Annotated in this window: 20 protein-coding genes; 19 read left to right on the top strand and 1 reads right to left on the bottom strand. The window is 48.8% G+C overall.

Annotation, left to right across the window (positions count from 1 at the left end; translation table 11 throughout):
- The 16 genes from ACTHRH_RS02930 to ACTHRH_RS02855 form a co-directional block, all read left to right on the top strand.
- The coding region (locus tag ACTHRH_RS02930; RefSeq protein WP_440414016.1) for a transposase at nt 1-359 on the top strand (359 nt) is incomplete at its 5' end.
- Between the two features lie 425 nt (nt 360-784).
- On the top strand, nt 785-1,276 hold the full coding sequence (locus ACTHRH_RS02925; RefSeq protein ID WP_144932554.1) for a YajQ family cyclic di-GMP-binding protein: 492 nt from the start codon (nt 785-787) through the stop codon (nt 1,274-1,276).
- A 270-nt stretch (nt 1,277-1,546) separates the two neighbouring features.
- Complete coding sequence (gene rimO, locus ACTHRH_RS02920; protein ID WP_150959917.1) at nt 1,547-2,875, top strand: 30S ribosomal protein S12 methylthiotransferase RimO; 1,329 nt, start codon at nt 1,547-1,549, stop codon at nt 2,873-2,875.
- Nucleotides 2,872-3,456 (top strand): CDP-diacylglycerol--glycerol-3-phosphate 3-phosphatidyltransferase, encoded by a 585-nt coding sequence (gene pgsA, locus ACTHRH_RS02915; RefSeq protein ID WP_144932558.1) that lies wholly within the window; start codon nt 2,872-2,874, stop codon nt 3,454-3,456. Before rimO ends, pgsA begins: the two co-directional genes overlap by 4 nt.
- 63 nt (nt 3,457-3,519) lie before the next feature.
- Entirely contained in the window at nt 3,520-4,770 is a 1,251-nt protein-coding gene (locus tag ACTHRH_RS02910; protein ID WP_440414013.1) for a competence/damage-inducible protein A, read from the top strand.
- A gap of 640 nt (nt 4,771-5,410) precedes the next feature.
- Nucleotides 5,411-6,457, top strand: a complete 1,047-nt coding sequence (gene recA, locus ACTHRH_RS02905; protein ID WP_144932562.1) for a recombinase RecA — start codon at nt 5,411-5,413, stop codon at nt 6,455-6,457.
- A gap of 294 nt (nt 6,458-6,751) precedes the next feature.
- Entirely contained in the window at nt 6,752-7,432 is a 681-nt protein-coding gene (locus ACTHRH_RS02900; protein ID WP_144932564.1) for a regulatory protein RecX, read from the top strand.
- 388 nt (nt 7,433-7,820) lie between these two features.
- Nucleotides 7,821-9,371, top strand: a complete 1,551-nt coding sequence (gene rny, locus ACTHRH_RS02895; protein WP_144932566.1) for a ribonuclease Y — start codon at nt 7,821-7,823, stop codon at nt 9,369-9,371.
- Nucleotides 9,372-9,444: 73 nt separating this feature from the next.
- Nucleotides 9,445-10,239 (top strand): TIGR00282 family metallophosphoesterase, encoded by a 795-nt coding sequence (locus ACTHRH_RS02890; protein WP_144932785.1) that lies wholly within the window; start codon nt 9,445-9,447, stop codon nt 10,237-10,239.
- A gap of 116 nt (nt 10,240-10,355) precedes the next feature.
- Entirely contained in the window at nt 10,356-10,616 is a 261-nt protein-coding gene (locus tag ACTHRH_RS02885; protein ID WP_006286829.1) for a stage V sporulation protein S, read from the top strand.
- Nucleotides 10,617-10,735: 119 nt separating this feature from the next.
- Entirely contained in the window at nt 10,736-11,674 is a 939-nt protein-coding gene (locus ACTHRH_RS02880; RefSeq protein ID WP_379287313.1) for a dipeptidase, read from the top strand.
- A 301-nt stretch (nt 11,675-11,975) separates the two neighbouring features.
- Nucleotides 11,976-13,721, top strand: a complete 1,746-nt coding sequence (locus ACTHRH_RS02875) for a 2-oxoacid:acceptor oxidoreductase subunit alpha (protein ID WP_379287311.1) — start codon at nt 11,976-11,978, stop codon at nt 13,719-13,721.
- Nucleotides 13,709-14,575: a 2-oxoacid:ferredoxin oxidoreductase subunit beta gene (locus ACTHRH_RS02870; RefSeq protein WP_379287309.1), complete on the top strand. Its 867-nt coding sequence runs from the start codon at nt 13,709-13,711 to the stop codon at nt 14,573-14,575. Before ACTHRH_RS02875 ends, ACTHRH_RS02870 begins: the two co-directional genes overlap by 13 nt.
- Before the next feature lie 178 nt (nt 14,576-14,753).
- Nucleotides 14,754-16,238, top strand: coding sequence for a tRNA (N6-isopentenyl adenosine(37)-C2)-methylthiotransferase MiaB (gene miaB / locus ACTHRH_RS02865; RefSeq protein ID WP_379287307.1), 1,485 nt, complete (start codon nt 14,754-14,756; stop codon nt 16,236-16,238).
- A 40-nt stretch (nt 16,239-16,278) separates the two neighbouring features.
- The gene (locus ACTHRH_RS02860; protein WP_379287305.1) at nt 16,279-16,731 is read left to right on the top strand and encodes a RicAFT regulatory complex protein RicA family protein; all 453 of its coding nucleotides are present in this window, start codon (nt 16,279-16,281) and stop codon (nt 16,729-16,731) included.
- 92 nt (nt 16,732-16,823) lie between these two features.
- Nucleotides 16,824-18,161: a purine/pyrimidine permease gene (locus ACTHRH_RS02855; RefSeq protein WP_440414008.1), complete on the top strand. Its 1,338-nt coding sequence runs from the start codon at nt 16,824-16,826 to the stop codon at nt 18,159-18,161.
- Between the two features lie 192 nt (nt 18,162-18,353).
- Here the strand turns inward: ACTHRH_RS02855 and ACTHRH_RS02850 are convergent, their stop codons facing one another.
- Nucleotides 18,354-19,022, bottom strand: a complete 669-nt coding sequence (locus tag ACTHRH_RS02850) for an MgtC/SapB family protein (protein ID WP_440414006.1) — start codon at nt 19,020-19,022, stop codon at nt 18,354-18,356.
- A gap of 350 nt (nt 19,023-19,372) precedes the next feature.
- Between ACTHRH_RS02850 and mug the strand changes: the two genes are divergently transcribed.
- The 3 genes from mug to ACTHRH_RS02835 all read left to right on the top strand — a co-directional run bounded on the left by mug (nt 19,373) and on the right by ACTHRH_RS02835 (nt 21,841).
- On the top strand, nt 19,373-19,873 hold the full coding sequence (gene mug, locus ACTHRH_RS02845; protein ID WP_440414004.1) for a G/U mismatch-specific DNA glycosylase: 501 nt from the start codon (nt 19,373-19,375) through the stop codon (nt 19,871-19,873).
- 46 nt (nt 19,874-19,919) lie between these two features.
- Nucleotides 19,920-20,417: a metallophosphoesterase family protein gene (locus ACTHRH_RS02840; RefSeq protein ID WP_440414002.1), complete on the top strand. Its 498-nt coding sequence runs from the start codon at nt 19,920-19,922 to the stop codon at nt 20,415-20,417.
- 323 nt (nt 20,418-20,740) lie between these two features.
- Nucleotides 20,741-21,841, top strand: a complete 1,101-nt coding sequence (locus tag ACTHRH_RS02835) for a serine hydrolase domain-containing protein (protein WP_440414000.1) — start codon at nt 20,741-20,743, stop codon at nt 21,839-21,841.
- The last annotated feature ends 43 nt before the right edge of the window (nt 21,842-21,884 follow it).

Genomic DNA, 21,884 nt, shown 5'->3' with positions numbered 1-21,884 from the left:
GGATGGCTCCAGGCAATAACGAAAGCGCTGGAAAGCGCAAGTCCGGTCGAACACGAAAGGGTAACAAAAAGCTTCGAGCCACCCTGGTAGAAGCTGCTCGCTCCGCTGCAAGAACAAAGAACACTTATTTATCTGCCCAGTACCAACGTATTGCTTCCCGTAGAGGAGCAAATCGCGCTGCTGTAGCAGTAGGACACACGATTTTAACAATAGCCTACCACCTCTTAACGCGGAAAGAAAACTATATCGAACTCGGTGCCGACTTTTATGATCAACGGCGAAGAGACATCGTAATTAAGCAAGCAATCAAACGTCTAGAGTCTCTAGGAATAAAAGTTAACATCGAACAATCGGCCTAATTCGATGTTGATACATATTTCTACCCAAGGCCCTTAAAAAAAATGAATTGGCAAGGGTCTAGTTTCGTATTGCCTAAAAGTTACTTTAAGCGTATCTAGATTTTCAAGGTAGTTTCCATATTTCGCTACAGAGGTGCAAACTACTGTGTATGAAATCCAGTTAAACGCTCTAATTCCGCTTGCACGGCACCAGCAGAAAATGGACTTCTTCTCAAGGTAATCGTCCAAGCCGTGAAAGCGTCACCGGTACCGTCAAAGAAGGCACCATCAGAAGGTGAAAATGATGGCTGTTGGCGTAACAAGCGGTCGCTCGTCCATAAAATGCTCCGACAGGAGTTTTTCTCGTCGCATTCCCTTTTGTTCAATACCAAATGTTGCTATAATGTATTCAATTCATTGATTTAGAAGATAAGGGGGACATTTCGATGGCATCAGAGCATTCCTTCGACGTAACTTCCAAGATGGATATGCAGGAGTTAAATAATGCGATTAACCAAACGGAGAAAGAGCTGGCCAACCGGTTCGACTTCAAGGGAAGCAGGAGCAGTCTTTCGCTGGAGAAGGATCAATTAGTAGTTATTTCCGACGATGAGTTTAAGCTTAAGGCGGTTATCGATATCCTTCAATCCAAGATGGCGAAGAGAGGCATTTCTCTGAAAAATCTGGAATTCGGTAAAATTGAGCCGGCCGCCCAGAGCACCGTACGTCAATCCATTGCCTTAAAGCAAGGGATCGATCAGGCCAGCGCCAAGAAGATTAATACGATGATCAAGGATTCCAAGCTGAAGGTAAGCAGTCAGATTCAAGGAGACCAGATTCGCGTATCCGGTAAAAACAAGGATGACTTGCAGAAGGTCATTCAATTGCTGAAGCAAGCCGATCTGCCGCTGGATCTGCAATTTGTAAACTTCCGTTAAACCGCTCTTTCCGCGAGGAGAGCGGTTAAGTATCGTTTTGACACCGTAAATTACATTATATTATACTTAAAGGATAAGGATTGGAAGTCCGGTGATGCAATGAACGGAGAAACAAGTTTGGAACAGGGCTTGGCGGATGCCGCAGCTTGGCGGGAAGCGCTTCGATACGACAGCATGTCCTTAACGATAGAGACAGGTTGGATGACCAAACTTGGCCCGAAATGTAAATAACTCACCGAACTTTTAGGAAAAGGTACTGGAGGCTTACGAATGTCTGAGAAGGTAATGGTGGTTACACTTGGCTGTGAGAAAAATATGGTCGATTCGGAGATTATGTCCGGATTGGTTCATGAACGGGGTTATTCTCTCGTAGACAACAAAGAGGAAGCCACAGTAATCATTGTCAATACATGCGGCTTTATCGATGCGGCTAAGGAAGAATCCGTCAACACGATTTTAGATATGGCGGATTTGAAGCATACCGCCAATTTGAAAGCGTTGGTCGTATCCGGATGCTTGACTCAGCGGTACAAGGAAGAATTAATGAAAGAAATGCCGGAGATCGACGGTATTGTCGGAACGGGAGATTTTATCAATATAAACGATATTATTGATGAAGCTCTGGCCGGCAAGAAGCCGATTATGGTCGGCAATCCGGTCTTCAATTATGAGAAGATTCTGCCGCGGCGGATCGGCACTCCACGTTATACCGCATATGTGAAGATTGCCGAAGGATGCGATAACGCTTGCACTTTCTGCAGCATCCCGATCATGAGGGGGAAATTCCGCAGCCGCAGCATAGAGTCCATTCTTGCGGAAGTCACTCAATTGGCCGAGCAAGGGGTTAAAGAAATCAGCCTTATCGCTCAGGACTCTACCAATTACGGCACAGATTTGTACGAACAATTCATGCTGCCGGAGCTCTTGAATAAGGTGAGCGAAGTGCCGGGGATTGAATGGGTGCGGCTTCATTATGCCTACCCTGGATTTTTCACGGATGAATTAATAGAGACGATTGCCACCAATCCGAAAATATGCAAGTATATCGATCTGCCTTTGCAGCACAGTGAAGACAGGATTTTAAAGAGAATGAGAAGGCCGGGAAGACAGAAGGATTCCCGCGAGCTGATACGCAAGATCCGCGACCGCATCCCGGAGGTTGCACTGAGAACGTCAATCATCGTCGGCTTCCCGGGGGAAACGGAAGAGGATTTCGCCAACTTGGTCAAATTTATTGAAGAGGTGGAGTTTGACCGGTTAGGTGTGTTTACTTATTCCATGGAAGAGGATACCCCAGCCTCCAGGCTGCCGGATCAGGTGCCGGAGGATGTTAAGGAATATAGAGCCAATACGCTGATGGAGATACAGAGACGAATTTCAGAACGAAGAAACGGACGAAGAATCGGCGAGGAACTGGACGTGCTGATCGAACGGTATGACGGACGCAATGACGTCTATATCGGGCGTTCCCAATATGACGCTCCGGAAATCGACGGAGAGGTCTTTGTCACGAATTGTCAGGTCAATATCGGAGAGTTGGTTAAAGTGCGCATTTCCCATTCGATGGAATATGATCTATCCGGGGAGGCTATTGCATGAACTTAGCCAACCGAATAACGCTGGCTAGGATATTTCTAGTCCCGATTATCGTTTTTTTTCTGTTGGTTAACATCAAAATGCCGCAAATCGAGATCGAATCCTTCAGCATCACCTATAACCAAATCATTGCTGTCCTGATTTTCATAGTAGCGGCCAGTACGGACAGCTTGGACGGTTATATCGCCCGCAAGAGAAAGCTTGTCACCAACCTGGGGAAGCTTCTGGACCCCCTTGCGGATAAGCTGTTGGTTTCTGCCGTGCTCGTCTCTCTTGTAGAGATGGGGAAGCTCGATGCCTGGATAGCGATCGTTATCATCAGCAGAGAGTTTGCGATAACCGGACTGCGGCAAATTGCTGCGCTTCAGGGACTGGTCGTAGCGGCGGACAAATGGGGAAAGTGGAAGACGGGAGTCCAAATTACGGCGATTATTGCACTTCTCGTTAACAACTTCCCGTTTGCGTTTATCGGTTTTCCGTTTGATGTTATAGCCAGTTGGGTGGCTGCTATTCTCACCATCTATTCGGGGATTCATTATTTCATTCGAAATAAACATGTCCTCGAGCTATCTGCGGAAGAATAACAAAGGCTCCTTGGGGAGCCTTTCTTTTGCCATTGGACGCATACAGCGTTAGGAGGAGTAAGGATGAAAGCGGAGATAATTGCAGTTGGAACCGAGCTTTTATTAGGGCAAATAGTAAATACGAACGCTCAATATTTATCTCAACAATGTGCAGCTTTGGGAATAGATATTTATTTCCAAACGGTTGTAGGGGACAACGAGGGCCGGCTGCGGCAGGCGCTGGATACCGCCAGACAGAGGGCGGATCTGATCATTTGCACCGGAGGGCTTGGGCCTACGAAGGATGATTTGACCAAGGATGTGCTGGCGGCATTTACCGGGAAAGAATTGATCATGCATGAGCCGTCGCTGGACAAAATCAAGTCCATGTTTCGCGATCGCGGCCTGGCCATGGCGGAAAGCAATGCGAGACAGGCGCTGATGCTGACGGACAGCGATCCTTTGATCAACGATAACGGGCTGGCTGTTGGAGTCGCACTGACCCATGAGGGAACCCATTACATGCTGCTGCCTGGTCCTCCGCGTGAAATGAAGCTTATGTTTGACACTTACGGCACCTCTTGGCTCTCTCGCCTTGCGGACGGCAGAGGGGCATTATATTCCCGTATGTTAAAATTTGCGGGAATCGGGGAGTCGGCCTTGGAGAAGGAGCTGCTGGATCTGATTGAAGCTCAGCAGGATCCGACGATTGCCCCGTATGCCAAGGAAGGGGAGGTCACCGTTCGTCTGACAACCCGTGCTGCTACGGAGGAAGAAGCGAATTCGAAGCTTAAGCCGGTGGAGGAAGAGATTCGCCGCCGATTGGGCAAGCATCTCTATGCAACTGAAGATAAGCCGATTGAGCAGATCATCTACGAGCAGCTTAAGGAGAGGGGAATGACCCTGTCTGCAGCGGAAAGCTGCACCGGCGGTTTGATAAGCGATTTGATTACTTCCGTACCGGATAGCTCCTCGGTGTTTAGCGGCAGTATCGTCAGCTACACTAATGCTGTCAAGGAAACCATCCTTCAAGTGCCCGCCGGTTTATTGGAGGGGCCTGAGGCTCCGGGTGCGATCAGCAAGGAAACCGCAGAAGCGATGGCCGGGAAAGTGCGGGAGCTGTTGGGTACGGATTATGCTCTGTCGGTTACCGGCATCGCCGGCCCCGGGTCGGCGGAAGGGAAGTCGGTGGGGCTGGTCTATATCGGCTTGGCCGAGCGCGGGAAACCGACTACGGTCGTGGAAGGCCGCTATTCCGGGACCCGGGAGCTGATTAAATTAAGAGCTGCCAAAGCCGCTCTATATTTGCTCTGGCAAAGACTTCAAGAGCGATAAGAGGGTGCATAATCTCTTCGATTTGCGTTTAGTTACTGTGCCTTCCGTTAGTTTTAAAAAGACGAGATTTCTTCGAGAATAGCGTTCTTGCGGTCCGTTTGTTAAACTAGGTGCTGGAAACAAGGCAGGGTAACATTTTGGTTCCAGTTATCCCGCGTTTGACCGGAGCTGTCATTACTGGCTCCAAAGTGCAAGCTCGGCTTCTGCAACATTTCTGTTGATTTCAATTCAATTTACCTGTATACTTCTATGTAATAGTCTATGAGCGGAAGCACCGCAGCGGGAGAGTCTAACTCTTTGCTGCGGTTTTTTTTGTTTCTGCTCGGCAGGCCTGCCAGGATTAATCGGGCTCCATTCTGAGCGCATCTACGCATGATGATTGTTACTACCTGCAAGGTGCATGTAATAACGGCCGCTTAGTATAACTGCAATTAAGTACCGAACTTCATTCGAACCATACTGACATCACCAAGTGTCATGCGGAAAAGAGAAGCCTTGACTGTTTAGTTAGGCATGTCCTCTCGTAGATGTGCGATACTCTTCTTGAATAAAAAAAACGAATATATGTTCGAAAAACTACTTGGCAGGGAGCCCAAAAAGAGGTATCATAGAACTATATTAACAGAAGGAAGTGATTGGTTTGTCAGATCGGCGTGCAGCGTTAGACATGGCATTGAGAAATATAGAGAAGATGTTCGGCAAGGGATCCATCATGAAGTTGGGAGAATCGACTCACATGCAGGTTGAGACGGTTCCGAGCGGATCTCTCGCACTGGATTTGGCGTTGGGAATAGGCGGCTTCCCGAGAGGAAGAATTATTGAAGTATACGGACCGGAATCGTCTGGTAAGACGACCGTAGCTCTGCACGCCATTGCCGAAGTACAGAAGATCGGCGGTCAGGCAGCTTTCATCGACGCGGAGCATGCATTGGACCCCCAGTATGCCAAGAAGCTGGGAATTAATATAGACGAATTGCTGCTTTCTCAGCCGGACACCGGTGAGCAGGCACTGGAGATCGCGGAAGCGCTGGTTCGCAGCGGAGCCGTCGATATTATCGTCGTAGACTCGGTAGCCGCATTGGTTCCGAAGGCTGAGATTGAAGGAGAGATGGGGGATTCCCATGTCGGCCTGCAAGCCCGCCTGATGTCTCAGGCGCTGCGTAAGCTGTCCGGTGCGATTAACAAGTCGAAGGTTATCGCCATCTTTATCAACCAGCTTCGTGAGAAAGTAGGGGTTATGTTCGGAAATCCGGAGGTTACTCCCGGAGGAAGAGCGTTGAAATTCTACTCCACGATCCGGCTTGATGTTCGCCGGGTGGAGACGTTGAAGCAAGGGAACGACATGATCGGGAACCGCACCCGGATTAAAGTCGTGAAGAATAAAGTTGCTCCCCCCTTCAAACAAGCCGATATCGACATTATGTATGGAGAAGGTATTTCCCGGGAGGGCAGCATTATCGATATCGGAACGGAAATGGATATTATCGATAAGAGCGGTGCCTGGTACTCCTATGAGAATGAACGTCTTGGACAAGGTCGGGAGAATGCAAAGCAGTACTTGCGGGATAATCCTCAGATTGCAGAGGCTATTGAGCGTAAAATTCGCGACTCCAGCAATTTAGGTCCGGTTATTTCCTCCTCAGAGGAAGAGGACGATGAAGACTTTGAACTAACACTTGAAAACTGATTCATCTACCGCACCTTAATGGTGCGGTTTTCTTTGCAATGTTGACATTTTATAATTTGGCCATCCGTAAAGTATTCCGCAAAGAAAACTTTAGTTGGCCATTAGTGTTTTTCATAAGGAGGATCCCCATGATTTTGATTTCCGAAGAGGGGATCACTTTGGCTTGAGAGAGAATTAGTTAGGCTAGGCGTCCAAAGATACCTGAATGTTTATACATAATTTCCGAGAGCTTCGCAAAGGACTCTGTATAAGCTTCGAAGGCTATTTGTGGGGTTATTTCATAAGGAGGCAGGGATGGACCAGAAACATTCGATCATAACGCGGGTCGAGAAGCAAAAGAGACATCCGCGATACAACATATATATAAATGAAGAATATGCGTTCGCCGCACATGAGGATCTGGTTATTAAACATAGATTGCTTAAAGGAGCCAGCCTGGAGGCGGAGCTAATCCGACAAATCATCCAGGAGGAGGAGCTGCATCAGGCCTATCTTTATGCGATTCGCGTCATCGGCCGGCGACCGCATTCTGCGTATGAAATCAAGGAAAAGCTGAAGACGAAAGGTTATGACGGTGTTACGGCAAACACTGTTTTGGAAAAACTGATTCATCAGCGGTACGTCAACGATTTGGACTTTGCCAAAGCATGGGTAGAGCATAGAGTCCGCATGCAGAAAAAAGGAGCAAGGTGGGTGCGTCACGAGCTCCGGCAAAAAGGAGTCAGTCAAGAAAATGTGGAGAAAGCAATGGCCGACTTGGACCGTGATGCTGAATGGGAAGCGGCTGTGCAATTGGGAGACAAGAAATGGCGGCAGACAAAAGGAGAACCTCGCGATAAAAAACGAAAGGTTGCGGCTTATTTATTAAGAAGGGGATATTCCTCCGCAATCGTTAAGAGGGTCGTAAATACATTAATTAATCGGGATTCAGAGGATGAAGCAACAGAAACTATATTTAATGATGATGATTATTAATGAAGTTAAATATATTTTTTTATCCGGCAACCGGCGTCTTTATTGGAAAGTACCATAATATACTTCGCCTAAGAGAGCTCTCCTTGCTTGACAAGCTTTCTTGACAAAAGATAAAATAACTATGTATATTTTTCTATTCAACCTGGTTCTAGAACGAATCGGGAAATGGGAAAGTAAACCCGCCAATTTTACTTGAACACTGCCAAAGGAAATCGTTTGAATTCCACAACATCCATGTTGTACCAATTATTAAAGCCCCGTTAATTCGGGAATGCTCTCTACCAACAGCTGGATGAACACGCTTAACGAATTGAAACAATTGGGTTAAAAACCGAATGAATTCACCCCAAGCTAATCCCTTGGAGGAATCAACGAGGAGGTGAACAAGATGGGCTCTTCAACGATCCTATGGGCCGTGATCTCACTCGTTGTTGGACTTCTTCTGGGAGCTGGGATTGGCTATTTTGTCCGCAAATCTCTCGCAGAAGCTAAGATTTCGAGTGCTGAACACGCTGCCCAACAGATCATGGAAAACGCCAGAAAAGATGCGGAAGCCCAGAAGAAAGAATCGATTCTGGAAGCCAAGGATGAAATTCATAAACTAAGGGCAGAAGCAGAGAAAGAAATTCGTGACCGCAGAAACGAAACGTCTCGCCAGGAAAGACGATTACAGCAAAAAGAAGAATCGTTGGATAAAAAACTGGAATCTCTGGAGCGTAAAGAGGAACAGGTTGCCAACAAAGAAAAGCGGATCGAAGAAACGCAAGCACAAATTGATCAATTATATAGAGATCAAGTGACCGAGCTGGAACGAATTTCCAACTTGACGATGGAAGAAGCCAGATCGATCATCCTATCTGGAGTAGAGCAGGAGGTTCGTCATGAAACTGCTCAACTGATTAAGGATATTGAGCTTCAGGCCAAAGAAGAAGGAGATAAGAGAGCCAGGGAAATCATTACGCTTGCGATTCAGCGTTGTGCGGCTGACCATGTAGCCGAAACGACCGTATCTGTCGTCTCTCTTCCGAACGAAGAGATGAAAGGCAGAATCATCGGGCGTGAAGGAAGGAACATCCGAGCTTTGGAGACGCTGACCGGAATCGACTTGATTATTGACGATACTCCGGAGGCGGTCATCTTGTCCGGATTCGATCCGATTCGCCGGGAGATTGCCCGGACGGCATTGGAGAAGCTGGTTGCAGATGGACGGATTCATCCGGCACGGATTGAAGAAATGGTCGAGAAGTCCCGCAAGGAAGTGGACGAACGCATCCGCGAGTACGGAGAACAGGCAACGTTCGAGACGGGAGTACATGGCCTGCATCCTGATTTGATCAAGATTTTGGGACGGTTAAAATTCAGAACAAGCTATGGACAGAATGTGCTGAAGCATTCTATGGAAGTAGCTTACCTGGCTGGTCTGATGGCAGGAGAATTGGGAGAAGATGTAACTTTGGCGAAGCGGGCCGGATTGCTTCATGATATCGGCAAGGCACTGGATCATGAGGTAGAAGGCTCCCATGTAGAGATTGGTGTGGAAATTGGTAAGAAGTACAAAGAGCATCCTGTCGTGATTAACAGCATAGCTTCCCACCATGGGGACTGCGAAGCGACATCAGTCATCGCGATGCTGGTTGGGGCGGCAGACGCTTTATCCGCGGCCCGACCGGGTGCAAGGAGAGAAACGCTCGAAACGTATATTAAACGTTTGGAGAAACTGGAGGAAATATCGGAATCGTTCGATGGGGTGGAGAAATCCTACGCCATTCAAGCGGGCCGTGAAATCCGGGTTATGGTTCAGCCGGAGAACGTGGATGATACGGAAGCGTTCCGTCTGGCCAGAGACATTACGAAGAAAATCGAAAATGAGCTCGATTACCCGGGGCATATTAAAGTTACGGTCATTCGTGAAACGAGGGCCGTGGAATACGCCAAATAAATGGCAAAGGCAAAAAGTGGCTATATAAAGCCACTTTTTGCATATTATTTTGGAGAATAGGGAGGAAAATATTATCAAAGTCGTCTTTATTGGAGATATTGTCGGATCCGTAGGTCGTAAAGCTGTGAAAGAAATGATGCCCTATGTAAGAAAAAAATGGCGTCCTGACTTCATTATTGCCAATGGGGAGAATGCGGCCGGCGGTAGGGGAATTACTAAACAGATAGCCCATGATTTGTTCGAGCAGGGCGTGCACGGAATTACGATGGGCAACCATACCTGGGATAACAAGGACATCTTCGACTTTATCGATAATGAACCGCGTTTGGTCAGACCGGCAAATTTTCCGGAAGGGACCCCGGGCAGAGGGACGGCCGTGCTGAAAGCGGACGGGAAAGAGCTGGCTATTATCAACCTGCAGGGGAGAACGTTCCTGCCTCCCTTGGACTGCCCTTTTCAGAAGGCCGATGAGCTGGTTAAGCAGGTAGCCAAGAAGACCAAGCATATTCTTGTCGATTTTCACGCTGAAGCGACCTCTGAGAAGATAGCGATGGGCTGGCATCTGGACGGCAAGGTATCGGCAGTTGTCGGCACCCATACCCATGTACAGAGTCATGATGAACGGATATTGCCCCAAGGTACCGCATATGTCACCGATGTCGGCATGGTCGGCCCGCGGGACGGAATTCTCGGCATGGAACGAACGGCCGTGCTGCAAAAATTCAAAACACAGCTTCCGGTTCGATTTCAAGTGGATGAAGGAAAATGGCATTTCCACGCCGTATACCTGGAAATAAATTCACAAACCGGGTTAGCCGACCGTATTGAGCTCATCCGCTACTATGAAGATCAGCTTTTGATGGAATAGTCAAACGATTCGATATAATTTGAAAATTTAAACCTCCGATAGCAGGAATTTTTGACAGCATTCTCGAATAAGATGGGTACTGGAATCAATCCATCATTCCTGAGGAGGTACTTTTCATGGAAGTATTAAAAGTTTCAGCAAAATCCAATCCAAATTCCGTCGCCGGAGCGCTGGCCGGAGTGCTTCGCGAACGCGGGGCTGCCGAGCTTCAAGCCATCGGTGCGGGAGCTTTGAACCAAGCCATCAAAGCCGTGGCTATCGCAAGAGGATTTGTTGCGCCGAGTGGAGTGGATTTGATTTGTATTCCAGCGTTTACCGATATTGTCATTGACGGCGAGGACCGGACGGCCATTAAGCTTATTGTCGAACCAAGGTGAACCTGTGCTAACGGAAAGCGGCCATGCGATAAATTATTGCCTGTTTACTTACGGTAGACAGGTTTTTTGTAGTTATTATTTTGGACATTCATTCTAAGAAAAGGGGAGGATGTCAGCGGATGAGCATAATCGATACGCATTGCGACCTTCTATACAAAATGTTTTTGGATAGAAAGGTGCAATTTGCGGAAGGGAATGGAGACGCCGATGTTTCCTACACCAGGCTGGTTAAAGCGGGCGTCGTCCTTCAATGGTTTGCCATTTATTTGCCGGACAACCCTGCGTATTATTCGTTCGATCATGTATTGACCTGCATTGATTTGTTTCGCACCCGAATTGCCGCCTGCCCCCAGGTTGAATTTATCAAGAGCCGCCAAGATTTCGATAAATTGCTGAAAGATAAGCGGAAGCTGGGAGCCATGCTCACGCTGGAAGGGGTCGAAGGACTCGCCGCCAACATGGGCAACTTGCGAACGGCTTATGATTTGGGAGTGCGGAGCATAGGAATTACATGGAATCATGCCAATTGGGCGGCTGACGGAGTAGGGGAACCGCGGCAAGGAGGATTCACTGTCCGTGGCAAGCAATTCATTAACGAATGTGACCGTCTTGGAATCATTTTGGATGTTTCTCATCTGTCGGAGAAAGCTTTCTGGGAGCTTTGCGAACAGTCTTCCCGCCCGTTTATCGCTTCTCATTCCAACGCCTACCGTATATGTCCCCATGTGCGTAACCTGAAGGATGATCAAATTCGGGCAATCATTGAGAAGAACGGCAGAATAGGCATAACCTTCGTACCGGCCTTCGTTCGTGCAGAGCATCCCCAGATCAAGGATCTTCTTCTGCACATCGAGCATATTTGCTCATTGGGCGGGGAGAATTGCGTCGGCTTCGGCTCGGATTTCGACGGGACCGATCTTAAAATTCCCGGATTGGAGAATCCCGCGCATTATTGTCAGCTGGTGGATGAACTTCATAAGCGGTACACGACCGAACAGGCGGAGCGGTTTCTGTCCGGAAATTGGAAAACCTATCTGCTCAAGAACCTGCCGGAATAGAGTAGAGAATGAAATATCGTTCTAATTTCGATATGCATTTGATCGAAAATAACTATTTAAAGCGTTGTTTGTCGCCCCTTGCTTTTTGGCAATTAAAGGCGTAAAATTGGGTGAGCGCATTATAATCTTTTTTGCCGACTTGTAAAGTTAAAATTATATTAACAGCGACCTTGCTCTGTTTAATGGCCAGAGATCGGCCGATCCGGAAAGGTTGGGACATCTTGAGAAACAGCATCATTAGGATGCTTTTTTTGTCATAATTTTGTGATGATACAGTGATGAGCTAAAAGGGGTGGACCTTGTGATTGATCAATTGTCTTGGAAGATTGGGGGACAACAAGGCGAAGGCGTGGAGAGCACGGACCGGATTTTCTCTACCGCATTGAACCGCCTAGGTTATTATTTGTACGGATACCGCCACTTTTCCTCACGGATTAAGGGCGGCCATACCAATAACAAGATTCGGATCAGCACGAAGCCGATTCGGGCTATTTCGGATGATCTGGATATTCTGGTTGCCTTCGATCAGGAGAGTATTGATTTAAACGCTGCGGAGCTTCGCCCGAACGGGGTTGTGGTGGCTGACGCCAAATTCAACCCGGTTATCCCGGACGGAGTTTCTGCGCGTTTATTTGCCGTTCCGATAACGGCGATTGCTGAAGAGCTGGGAACCTCTCTGATGAAGAACATGGTAGCCTCCGGCGCTTCCTGGGCTCTGCTGGGGCTTCCGCTAGACGTATTCAACAAAGCGGTTGAAGAAGAGTTCGGCCGCAAGGGAGCCGCGGTCGTAGAGAAGAACCTGGAAGCGGTCAAGCGTGGGGCCGACTTCATTCTGGATCAAGCCGGAGGTCCTCTGCCGGAATTTCAGCTGGCTCCGGCCGACGGCAAGCAGAAGCTGTTCATGATCGGCAACGATGCCATCGCTTTGGGCGCATTGGCGGCAGGCTGCCGATTTATGCCGGCTTATCCCATCACCCCCGCTTCCGAGATTATGGAATATTTGATCAAGGCACTGCCTAAATTCGGCGGCACGGTCATCCAGACAGAGGATGAGATAGCTGCCGTATCGATGGCTATCGGAGCCAATTACGGCGGAGTCCGCTCCATGACCGCTTCCGCAGGTCCCGGCTTGTCTCTCATGATGGAGGCGATCGGACTGGCCGGCATGACCGAGACGCCTGTTGTTATTGTGGATACTCAGCGCGGCGGTCCGTCCACGGGCTTGCCGACGAAGCAGGAGCAAAGCGATGTTAATGCGATGATCTACGGCACCCATGGGGAAATTCCGAAGATCGTCATCGCGCCCAGCACCGTTGAGGAATGCTTCTACGACATGATTCAGGCATTCAACCTGGCCGAGAAGTACCAGTGTCCGGTCATTGTCATGACCGATTTGCAGTTAAGCATGGGCAAGCAATCCGCAGAGCCTCTGGACTATAACCGGATAGTCATTGATCGCGGAAACCTGCTCCGGGATGTGCCGGAACGTGAAGACGGCACCCTGTTCAAACGTTACGCTGTAACGGAGGATGGCATTTCTCCAAGGGTTCTGCCTGGAATCAAGAATGGAATTCACCATGTTACCGGTGTGGAGCATGATGAGGTAGGGCGTCCTTCGGAGAGCCCCGTCAACCGCGAGAAGATGATGGAGAAACGGATGGAAAAGCTGAAGCATATCAAGGTGGAGCAGCCGATTCATGTGGATGCGCCGCATGAAGATGCGGTTATGCTGATCATTGGAATGGGCTCCACCGGAGGAACGATTGACGAAGCTCGCGGCAGACTTGCATCCGAAGGGATCAAGAGCAATCATTTAACAGTCCGCTTGCTGCATCCGTTCCCGGTTGATGAGCTCAGACCACATATTGAGAAGGCAAGTAAAATCGTCGTCGTTGAAAATAACGCTACGGGGCAGCTTGCGTCGCTTATTAAGCTGCATTTTGGCTGCGCCGACAAAATTCATAACGTGTTGAAATATAATGGCAATCCGTTCCTTCCGTCGGAAATTCATAAAGAATGCAAGGGGCTGATCGCATGGCAACATTAAAAGATTTTCGAAATAACGTTAAGCCAAACTGGTGTCCCGGATGCGGCGATTTCTCCGTACAAGCCTCTATTCAACGGGCTGCTGCCAATTTGGGGCTGGAGCCGGAGCAGCTGGCTATCGTATCCGGGATCGGATGCTCCGGCCGAATCTCCGGATATATTAACGCTTACGGATTCCATGGCACGCACGGAAGGGCGCTGCCGATCGCGCAAGGCTTGAAGATGGCCAACCGCGATCTGACCGTTGTGGCGGCGGGAGGAGACGGAGACGGATTTGCCATTGGCATGGGCCATACCATTCATGCCATTCGCCGCAACATCGATATCACTTATATCGTAATGGACAACCAAATTTATGGCTTGACCAAGGGCCAGCCCTCCCCGCGCAGCGCGGAAGGCTTCAAGACGAAAGGTGCCCCTCATGGTGCTATCGAAACCGCGCTGGCTCCCTTGGAGTTGGCATTGGCCGCAGGTGCAACCTTCGTCGCTCAATCCTTCTCCAGCAACTTGAAGCAGCTGACATCATTAATCGAGCAGGCCATCAATCATAAAGGATTCGCATTTCTGAACGTATTTAGCCCTTGTGTCACATTCAACAAAATCAATACCTACGATTGGTTCAAGCAAAATATTGTAGAGATTGATGATATTCCGGATTATGATCCGTCCAACCGGGCGATGGCCATGATGAAGCTGATGGAAACGAACGGCATGCTTACGGGCCTGATCTATCAAGATACCAACAAGAAGAGCTATGCCGATATGGTCACCGGATTCAAAGAGGAGCCGTTGGCGCATCAGGACCTCAAAATTAGCGAAGAAGACTTTGACAAGCTGCTGGCGGAATTCAAATAATTTTACGGATATTTATTTACAAGGTTACCGGGCTCATGATTTGGCTTGCCGATCATGAGCCTTTTTTAGCATTCCGATGTCACGGCTTTGGCAAAAAATTTGTTCCTTTTTTGTCTTCGTATACGGTACAATGGTATAATGGATTGGATAAGATTTTGATGAGAGGAAGAGCTGTATAATGAATAACCAGCCGAAGGCAACCGAGAAGGATTATTCCATATACTTTCAGCCCCCCTCTTTGAAGGAAGCCAAGAAACGCGGGAAGGAAGAAGTCAAGGTTCATTATGATTTCTCCATTCCGGAATCGTTGAAGGGCTTCGGGGAAGGCAAGTTTTATATGATCCGTACTTACGGATGTCAGATGAACGAGCATGACACTGAAACGATGAAGGGAATGCTCGATCTGATGGGCTTTCAGTCTACGGAGGATAAGCTGGAGGCGGACGTTATTCTGCTGAATACTTGTGCCATTCGCGAGAATGCCGAAGATAAAGTATTCGGAGAATTGGGGCATCTGAAATCCTTGAAGGCGGAGAAGCCGTCGCTTATTCTTGGAGTCTGCGGATGTATGTCTCAGGAAGAAGCGGTTGTTAACCGGATCATGCAGAAGCATCCTTTCGTCGATATGATTTTCGGGACCCACAATATCCACCGTTTGCCAAACCTGCTGCAGGATGCAACCTTCAGTAAAGAAATGGTCGTTGAGGTATGGTCCAAGGAAGGGGATATCATCGAGAACCTTCCGAAGAGACGCGAAGGGGTCCGGGCTTGGGTTAACATTATGTATGGCTGTGACAAGTTCTGTACGTACTGTATCGTTCCATATACGCGCGGTAAGGAACGGAGCCGCCGCCCGCAGGATGTGCTTGCCGAGGTTCGTGATTTGGCCCGGAAGGGATTTCAGGAGATCACTCTGCTTGGCCAGAATGTGAATGCCTACGGGAAGGATTTTGAGGATATCGAGTATTCATTCGGAGATCTAATGAATGATATCCATAAGATCGATATTCCCAGAGTCCGTTTCACCACTTCCCATCCGCGGGATTTCGACGATCATCTGATTAAGGTGCTGAGCCAGAAGGGAAATCTAATGGAGCATATCCATTTGCCGGTTCAGTCGGGCAGCTCGCAAATTTTGAAGAAGATGAGCCGCAAGTATACACGGGAAGGCTATCTTGAGCTGGTCCGCAAAATAAGAGAAGCTATTCCGGACGTAGTCCTCACAACGGATATCATTGTCGGATTCCCGGGTGAAACAGATGAGCAATTTGAGGAAACAATGTCTCTGGTTAAAGAAGTAGGCTTTGATTCCGCATTTACGTTTATCTATTCCCCCAGGGAAGGGACTCCGGCCGCAGCCATGAAGGATGACGTGCCAGAATCCGTGAAGAAAGAGCGGCTTTACCGTTTGAACGAGCTCATGACGGAGCTTAGCAAGAAGAGCAACGACAAGCTGCTGGGACAAGTCGTAGAGGTGCTTGTCGAAGGAGAAAGCAAGACGAATCCGGATGTGCTCTCCGCCCGGACACGTACGAACAAGCTTGTGCATTTTGCCGGAACCCGGGATCTGATTGGGAAACGGGTTCACGTTCGCGTGGTCGAAACACAGACATGGCTGGTTAAAGGGGAATTGGTGCCCGATTCCGTCCGCACCGCCATATAGATAATGTGCCTGCATTATTACGAACAAGGGGATGAATTCGATGAGCGGAAAGGCTCGTGTTCTTAAGAACGGGATGCATCAATACGATACTAAAGATTTGATTATACGGGATGATATTATGGAGAAGGCCAAAGAGCTGGCCGCACTGATCTCCACATCAACAGAGGTTCAATATTACAAAAAAGCAGAGATGCAAATCCGCAATAACGATCATGTGCAGAGCTTGATTAAACAAATCAAGAAAAAACAAAAAGAGGCCGTAGCCTTCGAAAAGACATTTCGCAACCCGGAAATGGTCAAGAAAATCGAAGGAGAAATCGAAGCACTGCAAAATGAGCTTGATGGGATTCCTATCGTAAGTCAATTTCAACAAACTCAGCATGATATCAACTACCTGCTTCAAATGGTTATGGGGGTCGTCAGAGACACAGTATCCCAGAAAATTGAAGTGGAGCAGGCGCAAGCGGAGGAGCCTGCTAACTGCAGTGATTAAGATAGAAGTTTCCGGATGAACCGGACAGCACTTAAAGGAGGTTTGCCCTTCTCTTTAGGTGCTGTTTTCTATTGTTGGAGAGGAGTGGAAGGATGGGCGGCGCGGATCAACAAGCCCTGCTGTACAAATTGAATGAACGCCCCAAAGGAACGGTGCTTTGGTTGTCCGCCATTCAATGGTTTATTTTCATGCTGGCAAATTTTATTACCGTTCCGCTTGTTCTGGGGCTTACCCTGGGCTTAAGCGGGGAGGAAATATCGTTCTACACCAGCCGGACGCTGTTTCTGTGCGGGTTGATCGGGGCAATCCAGGTCATGTTCGGACACCGGCTCCCGATTATAGAGGGGCCTGCCGGAATGTGGTGGGGAGTTTTCCTGGTGTTAATCACTATGAACATGCAGATGGGAGGCACGACGCAAACTTTGCTGGCCGAGCTGGAGATGGGCCTTATCGTGAGCTCATTAGTGTTTATCCTGTTGGCTGTATTCCGGCTGCTTAACCGGTTAAGGGCGTTGTTTACACTTGTCGTTACCGGCACTTTCCTTGTATTGCTGAGTATGCAGGTTTCGAAATCATTAGTGGAGGGAGTTCTCGGAATCGGATACGAGGGGAGCGACCAGGTGATTCCGAAGATCGTTCTACTCTCTCTGCTGCTGATTTCATTCACGGTCGGAATCATGATGAAGGCTAAAGGGATGCTTAAAAGCATGGCGGTATTGATCGGTTTAGGCACCGGCTGGCTGCTATACGCCCTTCTCGGGATGGTGCGATTCCCGGAGGAGCAGGCTCCATGGGCAGCTTTGCCGCAGGTATTCCCCTTCGGGGTCCCGCAATGGAATACTGGAATTGTCATAACCTGCGTCATTACGTCGGCGATCTTGCTGTCCAACCTGATCGCGAGTATACAGGTGTTCGCCTCGGCCGCTGATGAGAAGGTGACCGATTCCATGATCAACAGAGGCTCCTTCATGACAGGAATCGGAACGCTGCTGGCCGGCCTGTTCGGCACGGTTGCGGCGGTGCCATTGACGGCCGCAGCCAGTATGGTCGTTCTTACCCGTATTGCTTCGAGGCTGCCCTTCCTGCTGGCGTCCATCGGATTTATCGTGCTGGGCCTTCTACCCAGAGTGGGGCAATGGCTGAGCACCATTCCGCAGCCGGTAGGCTACGCTATTCTGTTTACCGTATTCGGGCAGTTGCTCGGGTTCGGACTTAGAGATTATAAACGGATGGAATTGAACTTGAAGGACCTGTTCATCATTGGATTTTCTCTGCTGTCAGGCGTAGGCCTTATGTTCGTGCCGGGTTCGGCTTGGGCGAATCTGCCTTCGGTGTTCGGCTATATTGTTGGAAACGGATTGATTGTTGGAGTCACTCTGTCCATAGTGTTGGAGCACGTTGTGTTTAAACGAAAACAACAGGCGGAGTAATTATTACTCGCTTATCGTATTTCAGTGTAGTGCTGAAGCGATTTAAAGACAGATTTATTCCTTAATGAAGAAGGACCGGGATCATCACATCCCGGTCCTTCTTGTGAGAGAGGCCGCGCGAAAAAGGTTAGCCGACACACTGTCAGGTTGCAGAAGAATATTTCGAAGGCTATGCCACACTTAGTAAGGCATTCAATGCATGCTAACGGTTCTAACTTCATTCACTTCCTGAATCAAGGTCATTAATTGCTGCAGAGTAAGGTGGCTCGGAAGACGGACCACCATTTCCAGCTCGATGACCGGGTCCTCTTTCTTGGACCATTTCTCGGCCTGGAAGTTAAGAATGGCGATGCTCTTGTCGGCCAGAATCCTCTGCAGGGCTTCTACAGCTCCCGGTTGGTCTTCCATACGGACCACCAATTGCTCAGTCTTGGGTCCTTCCAGCCAATTAAAGCGGCCGTGCAGCAGAACCTGCGCAATGAGAATCAACACGGTTACGCTGATTCCGATCCAATACAGCCCCGCCCCTATGGCCATGCCAATTCCGGAGGTAGCCCAGATGCCGGCCGCGGTGGTCAAGCTCTTAACGGTTTGGCGCTGAAGGAAGATCATTCCGGCCCCCAAAAAACTGACGCCGCTAACGACTTGAGCGGCAATACGGGAAGGATCCAGACTTAAATTATCCCAGCCGATCTGATCCTGAAACCCGTATTTGGAGACGAGAATCATCAATGCAGCGCCTACAGATACCATAAAATGAGTTCGTATCCCCGCATCCTTCATCCGGTTTTTCCTCTCATATCCAATGAGAGCCCCGCATATTCCGGCAACCGTAAGGCGGAGGAGGGATGCTGCCAGCATGTTCATCACTTCCTTTTGCACAAGATATAGAATTCAAATATACGTCCGACGGGTCAGAAAAAGAACAGACAGGGCGATGACGAAGGAATGGTTAGTATTATACTATAAAATGTAAAAAGGAATAAAGGAAAGAAAAAGGGTTGGCTTCTTCAGCTTGGTGTGAGAGCTATACCACAGATAAGCTATAATAAGAAATAACGGCAACCTCTATTATGGCTCAAAGCCTATTTTTGCAACCGTGTTTACAAGAGATCGATATTCATACACAATATAGCAAATAAAGGGAAATTCTTCTATTCGATTGTTTTCCGGAACTCGTTCCAAAATTATTTAATGAAGGAGGCCGCAAGGTGGATACCATTCCGGATCATTTGCAGAATGGCTTGAAGATTCTGTTCGTGGGATATAATCCGAGCCTGAAATCAGGCGAAACCGGACACCATTATGCCAATCCGAATAACCGTTTCTGGAGAGTGCTGTTTGCCGCCGGGTTAACTTCCAGATTATATTCCCCGGAAGAGGATGGAAAATTGCTCGAGCTCGGGTATGGCTTTACCAATATCGTGGAGCGGCCGACCAGGACGGCGGCGGAAATCGGGAAGGAGGAGTATGAGGAAGGACGTCTTAAGCTGCGTGTCAAAATTGAAAAATATCGGCCGCAGATCGTTTGTTTTGTCGGCAAAGGGGTCTATCAGCAATACAGCGGGAAAAAGAGCGTCTCCTGGGGAGTCCAGACGGAAGCGTCTGTCCCCGGAGTCGTTGATTTCGTAGCCCCTTCAACGAGCGGGCTTGTACGAATGAGCCTGGAGGAAATGACCGCAGTATTCCGTCAGTTGAAGAAGCACCTATAGCACTGAACAAAAATCCAAAGACGCCAAAAAGAAAGGAAGAAGAGAAATGAAAGTAGGAGTCATTTCCGACACACATATGCCCCGTTTTGCGAAGCAGCTGCCGAAAGCGGTAAGAGAAGGACTCGAAGGAGTAGACTTAATCCTCCATGCGGGGGATTGGCAATCGATGTGGGTATATGACGAATTAAGCCTGATCGCGCCTGTGGAAGGAGTTGCCGGCAACACGGACGGCTGGGATATTTATGACCGGTTTGGCCGCCGGAAGGTTATTCAGCTTGGCGGATTCAAGATCGGTCTCGTTCACGGGGACGGCGTCGGCAAGACGACGGAAATCCGGGCATTTGAAGCTTTTAAGGAAGATGCCGTCGATGCGGTCATCTTCGGACATTCGCATGTTCCACTCAATATTAGGCATGAAGGGGTATTGCTGTTTAATCCCGGTTCCCCGACGGACAAGCGCAGGCAGCCGTTATATTCGTTCGGACTAATGACGCTCGAAGAAGAAATCAAGGCCGAACACGTCTTTTTTGAAAGCAAGGATTAGAAGAACTAAGGCGGCCAATCCGGATGGGGCTATTCTATTTGGCGATGACAACATAGAACCTATTGCCATTTCCGATATGAATAAAATCTCGTCCTGCCAAATATTAGTTATAGAGTAGGCCTGTTTTACGGCCGATATTCACCGGGAAAAGAAAAATTGTAAATAATATTCTTAGTTTATATTTTATATTGAAATATTATTTCCCGGTGTTATAATTGTATCAACTGAAAGCGATGACAAAACGGTACCGGAAGCTTACGAGAACGGCTTCTTGCTTCAAGTCATTGGTTAAGACCAGTTGTAAGAAAAGGATGTGGCAGAAAATGAATTCGCATCTTCGTTATTCCGCGCAGCCGAACACAATCTATGGGTTGACGGCCGCTTTTCGCCTGTTGGACGATGAAGTGGACAGAGGGGAGATTCCAGGAGGGGTCGCTCTGGTCACTCATCAGGGCAAAGTAGCCGGCTCCTATGCCGCCGGATATGCCGTCGATCATGGCGGGGAGAAGGTAAGGGCCGAGGAAACGACGATATACGATTGTGCTTCCTTGACGAAGGTTACGGTAACCCTTCCTTTAGTGCTGCAGAGCGTAGGTTATGGACTGGTTCGGCTGGATGACCCGGTGGCCCGGTTCCTGCGCGAATTCGGAACGAACGGGAAAGAGCATATTACGATCAGGCATCTGTTGATTCATACCTCGGGACTGCCGGCGCATCAGAAATTTTACCTGCATGGCTGGACACCGGAGGAGATCATCGGAGCCATTTGCAGACTCCCTCTGGAATACAAGTCCGATTCGAAAATCGTGTACAGCGACCTCGGGTATATGCTTCTGGGGCATATCGCTGCCCAAGTATTTGGAGATTCCCTGGATCGGGTGGCCAGCGAGCAGATTTTCAATCCGTTGGGCATGAAGGACACCGCATACTGCCCTCCGGAAGATTGGAAGCCGCGGATAGCGGCTACCGAATACACTGAGCTGCTGGAACGATGCAAAAGAGGCGAGGTTCACGATGAGAACGCCTATGCGATGGGAGGAATTAGCGGTCACGCCGGTTTATTCTCCACCGCAGGCGATCTGGCAAAGTACGCCATGATGTGGCTGAACGGAGGACGAACGGAAGACGGCCGCGCGGTGATTCCCGAGGCTTGCGTCCAGGTATCTATAGGGACCCATACCCGTGCATTATCCGGCCGCAGAGGGCTGGGCTGGGTGTTGAAGGGTGACAAAATGGATGTATCCGGTGATCTATTCTCGGATTCCGCCTATGGCCATACCGGATTTACGGGAGTCAGCCTGACGATAGACCCGGAGCGTGACATCAGCGCCATTCTGCTGACCAACCGGGTGCATTACGGAAGAGACAAATCGGTGGCCCGGTTAAGAGCATGCTTTCATAATGCGGTTGCAGCATCCTTTTGACCCAACATTCGCGGAACATTCTTACCCCACAGTCTTTCAGAAG

The organism is Paenibacillus sp. SAFN-117, assembly GCF_051966115.1.
In the GTDB taxonomy this organism is placed as follows: domain Bacteria; phylum Bacillota; class Bacilli; order Paenibacillales; family NBRC-103111; genus Paenibacillus_L; species Paenibacillus_L residui.
The sequence above is the reverse complement of the archived record's forward strand: the minus strand, read 5'-3'. Positions and strand labels throughout refer to the sequence as shown.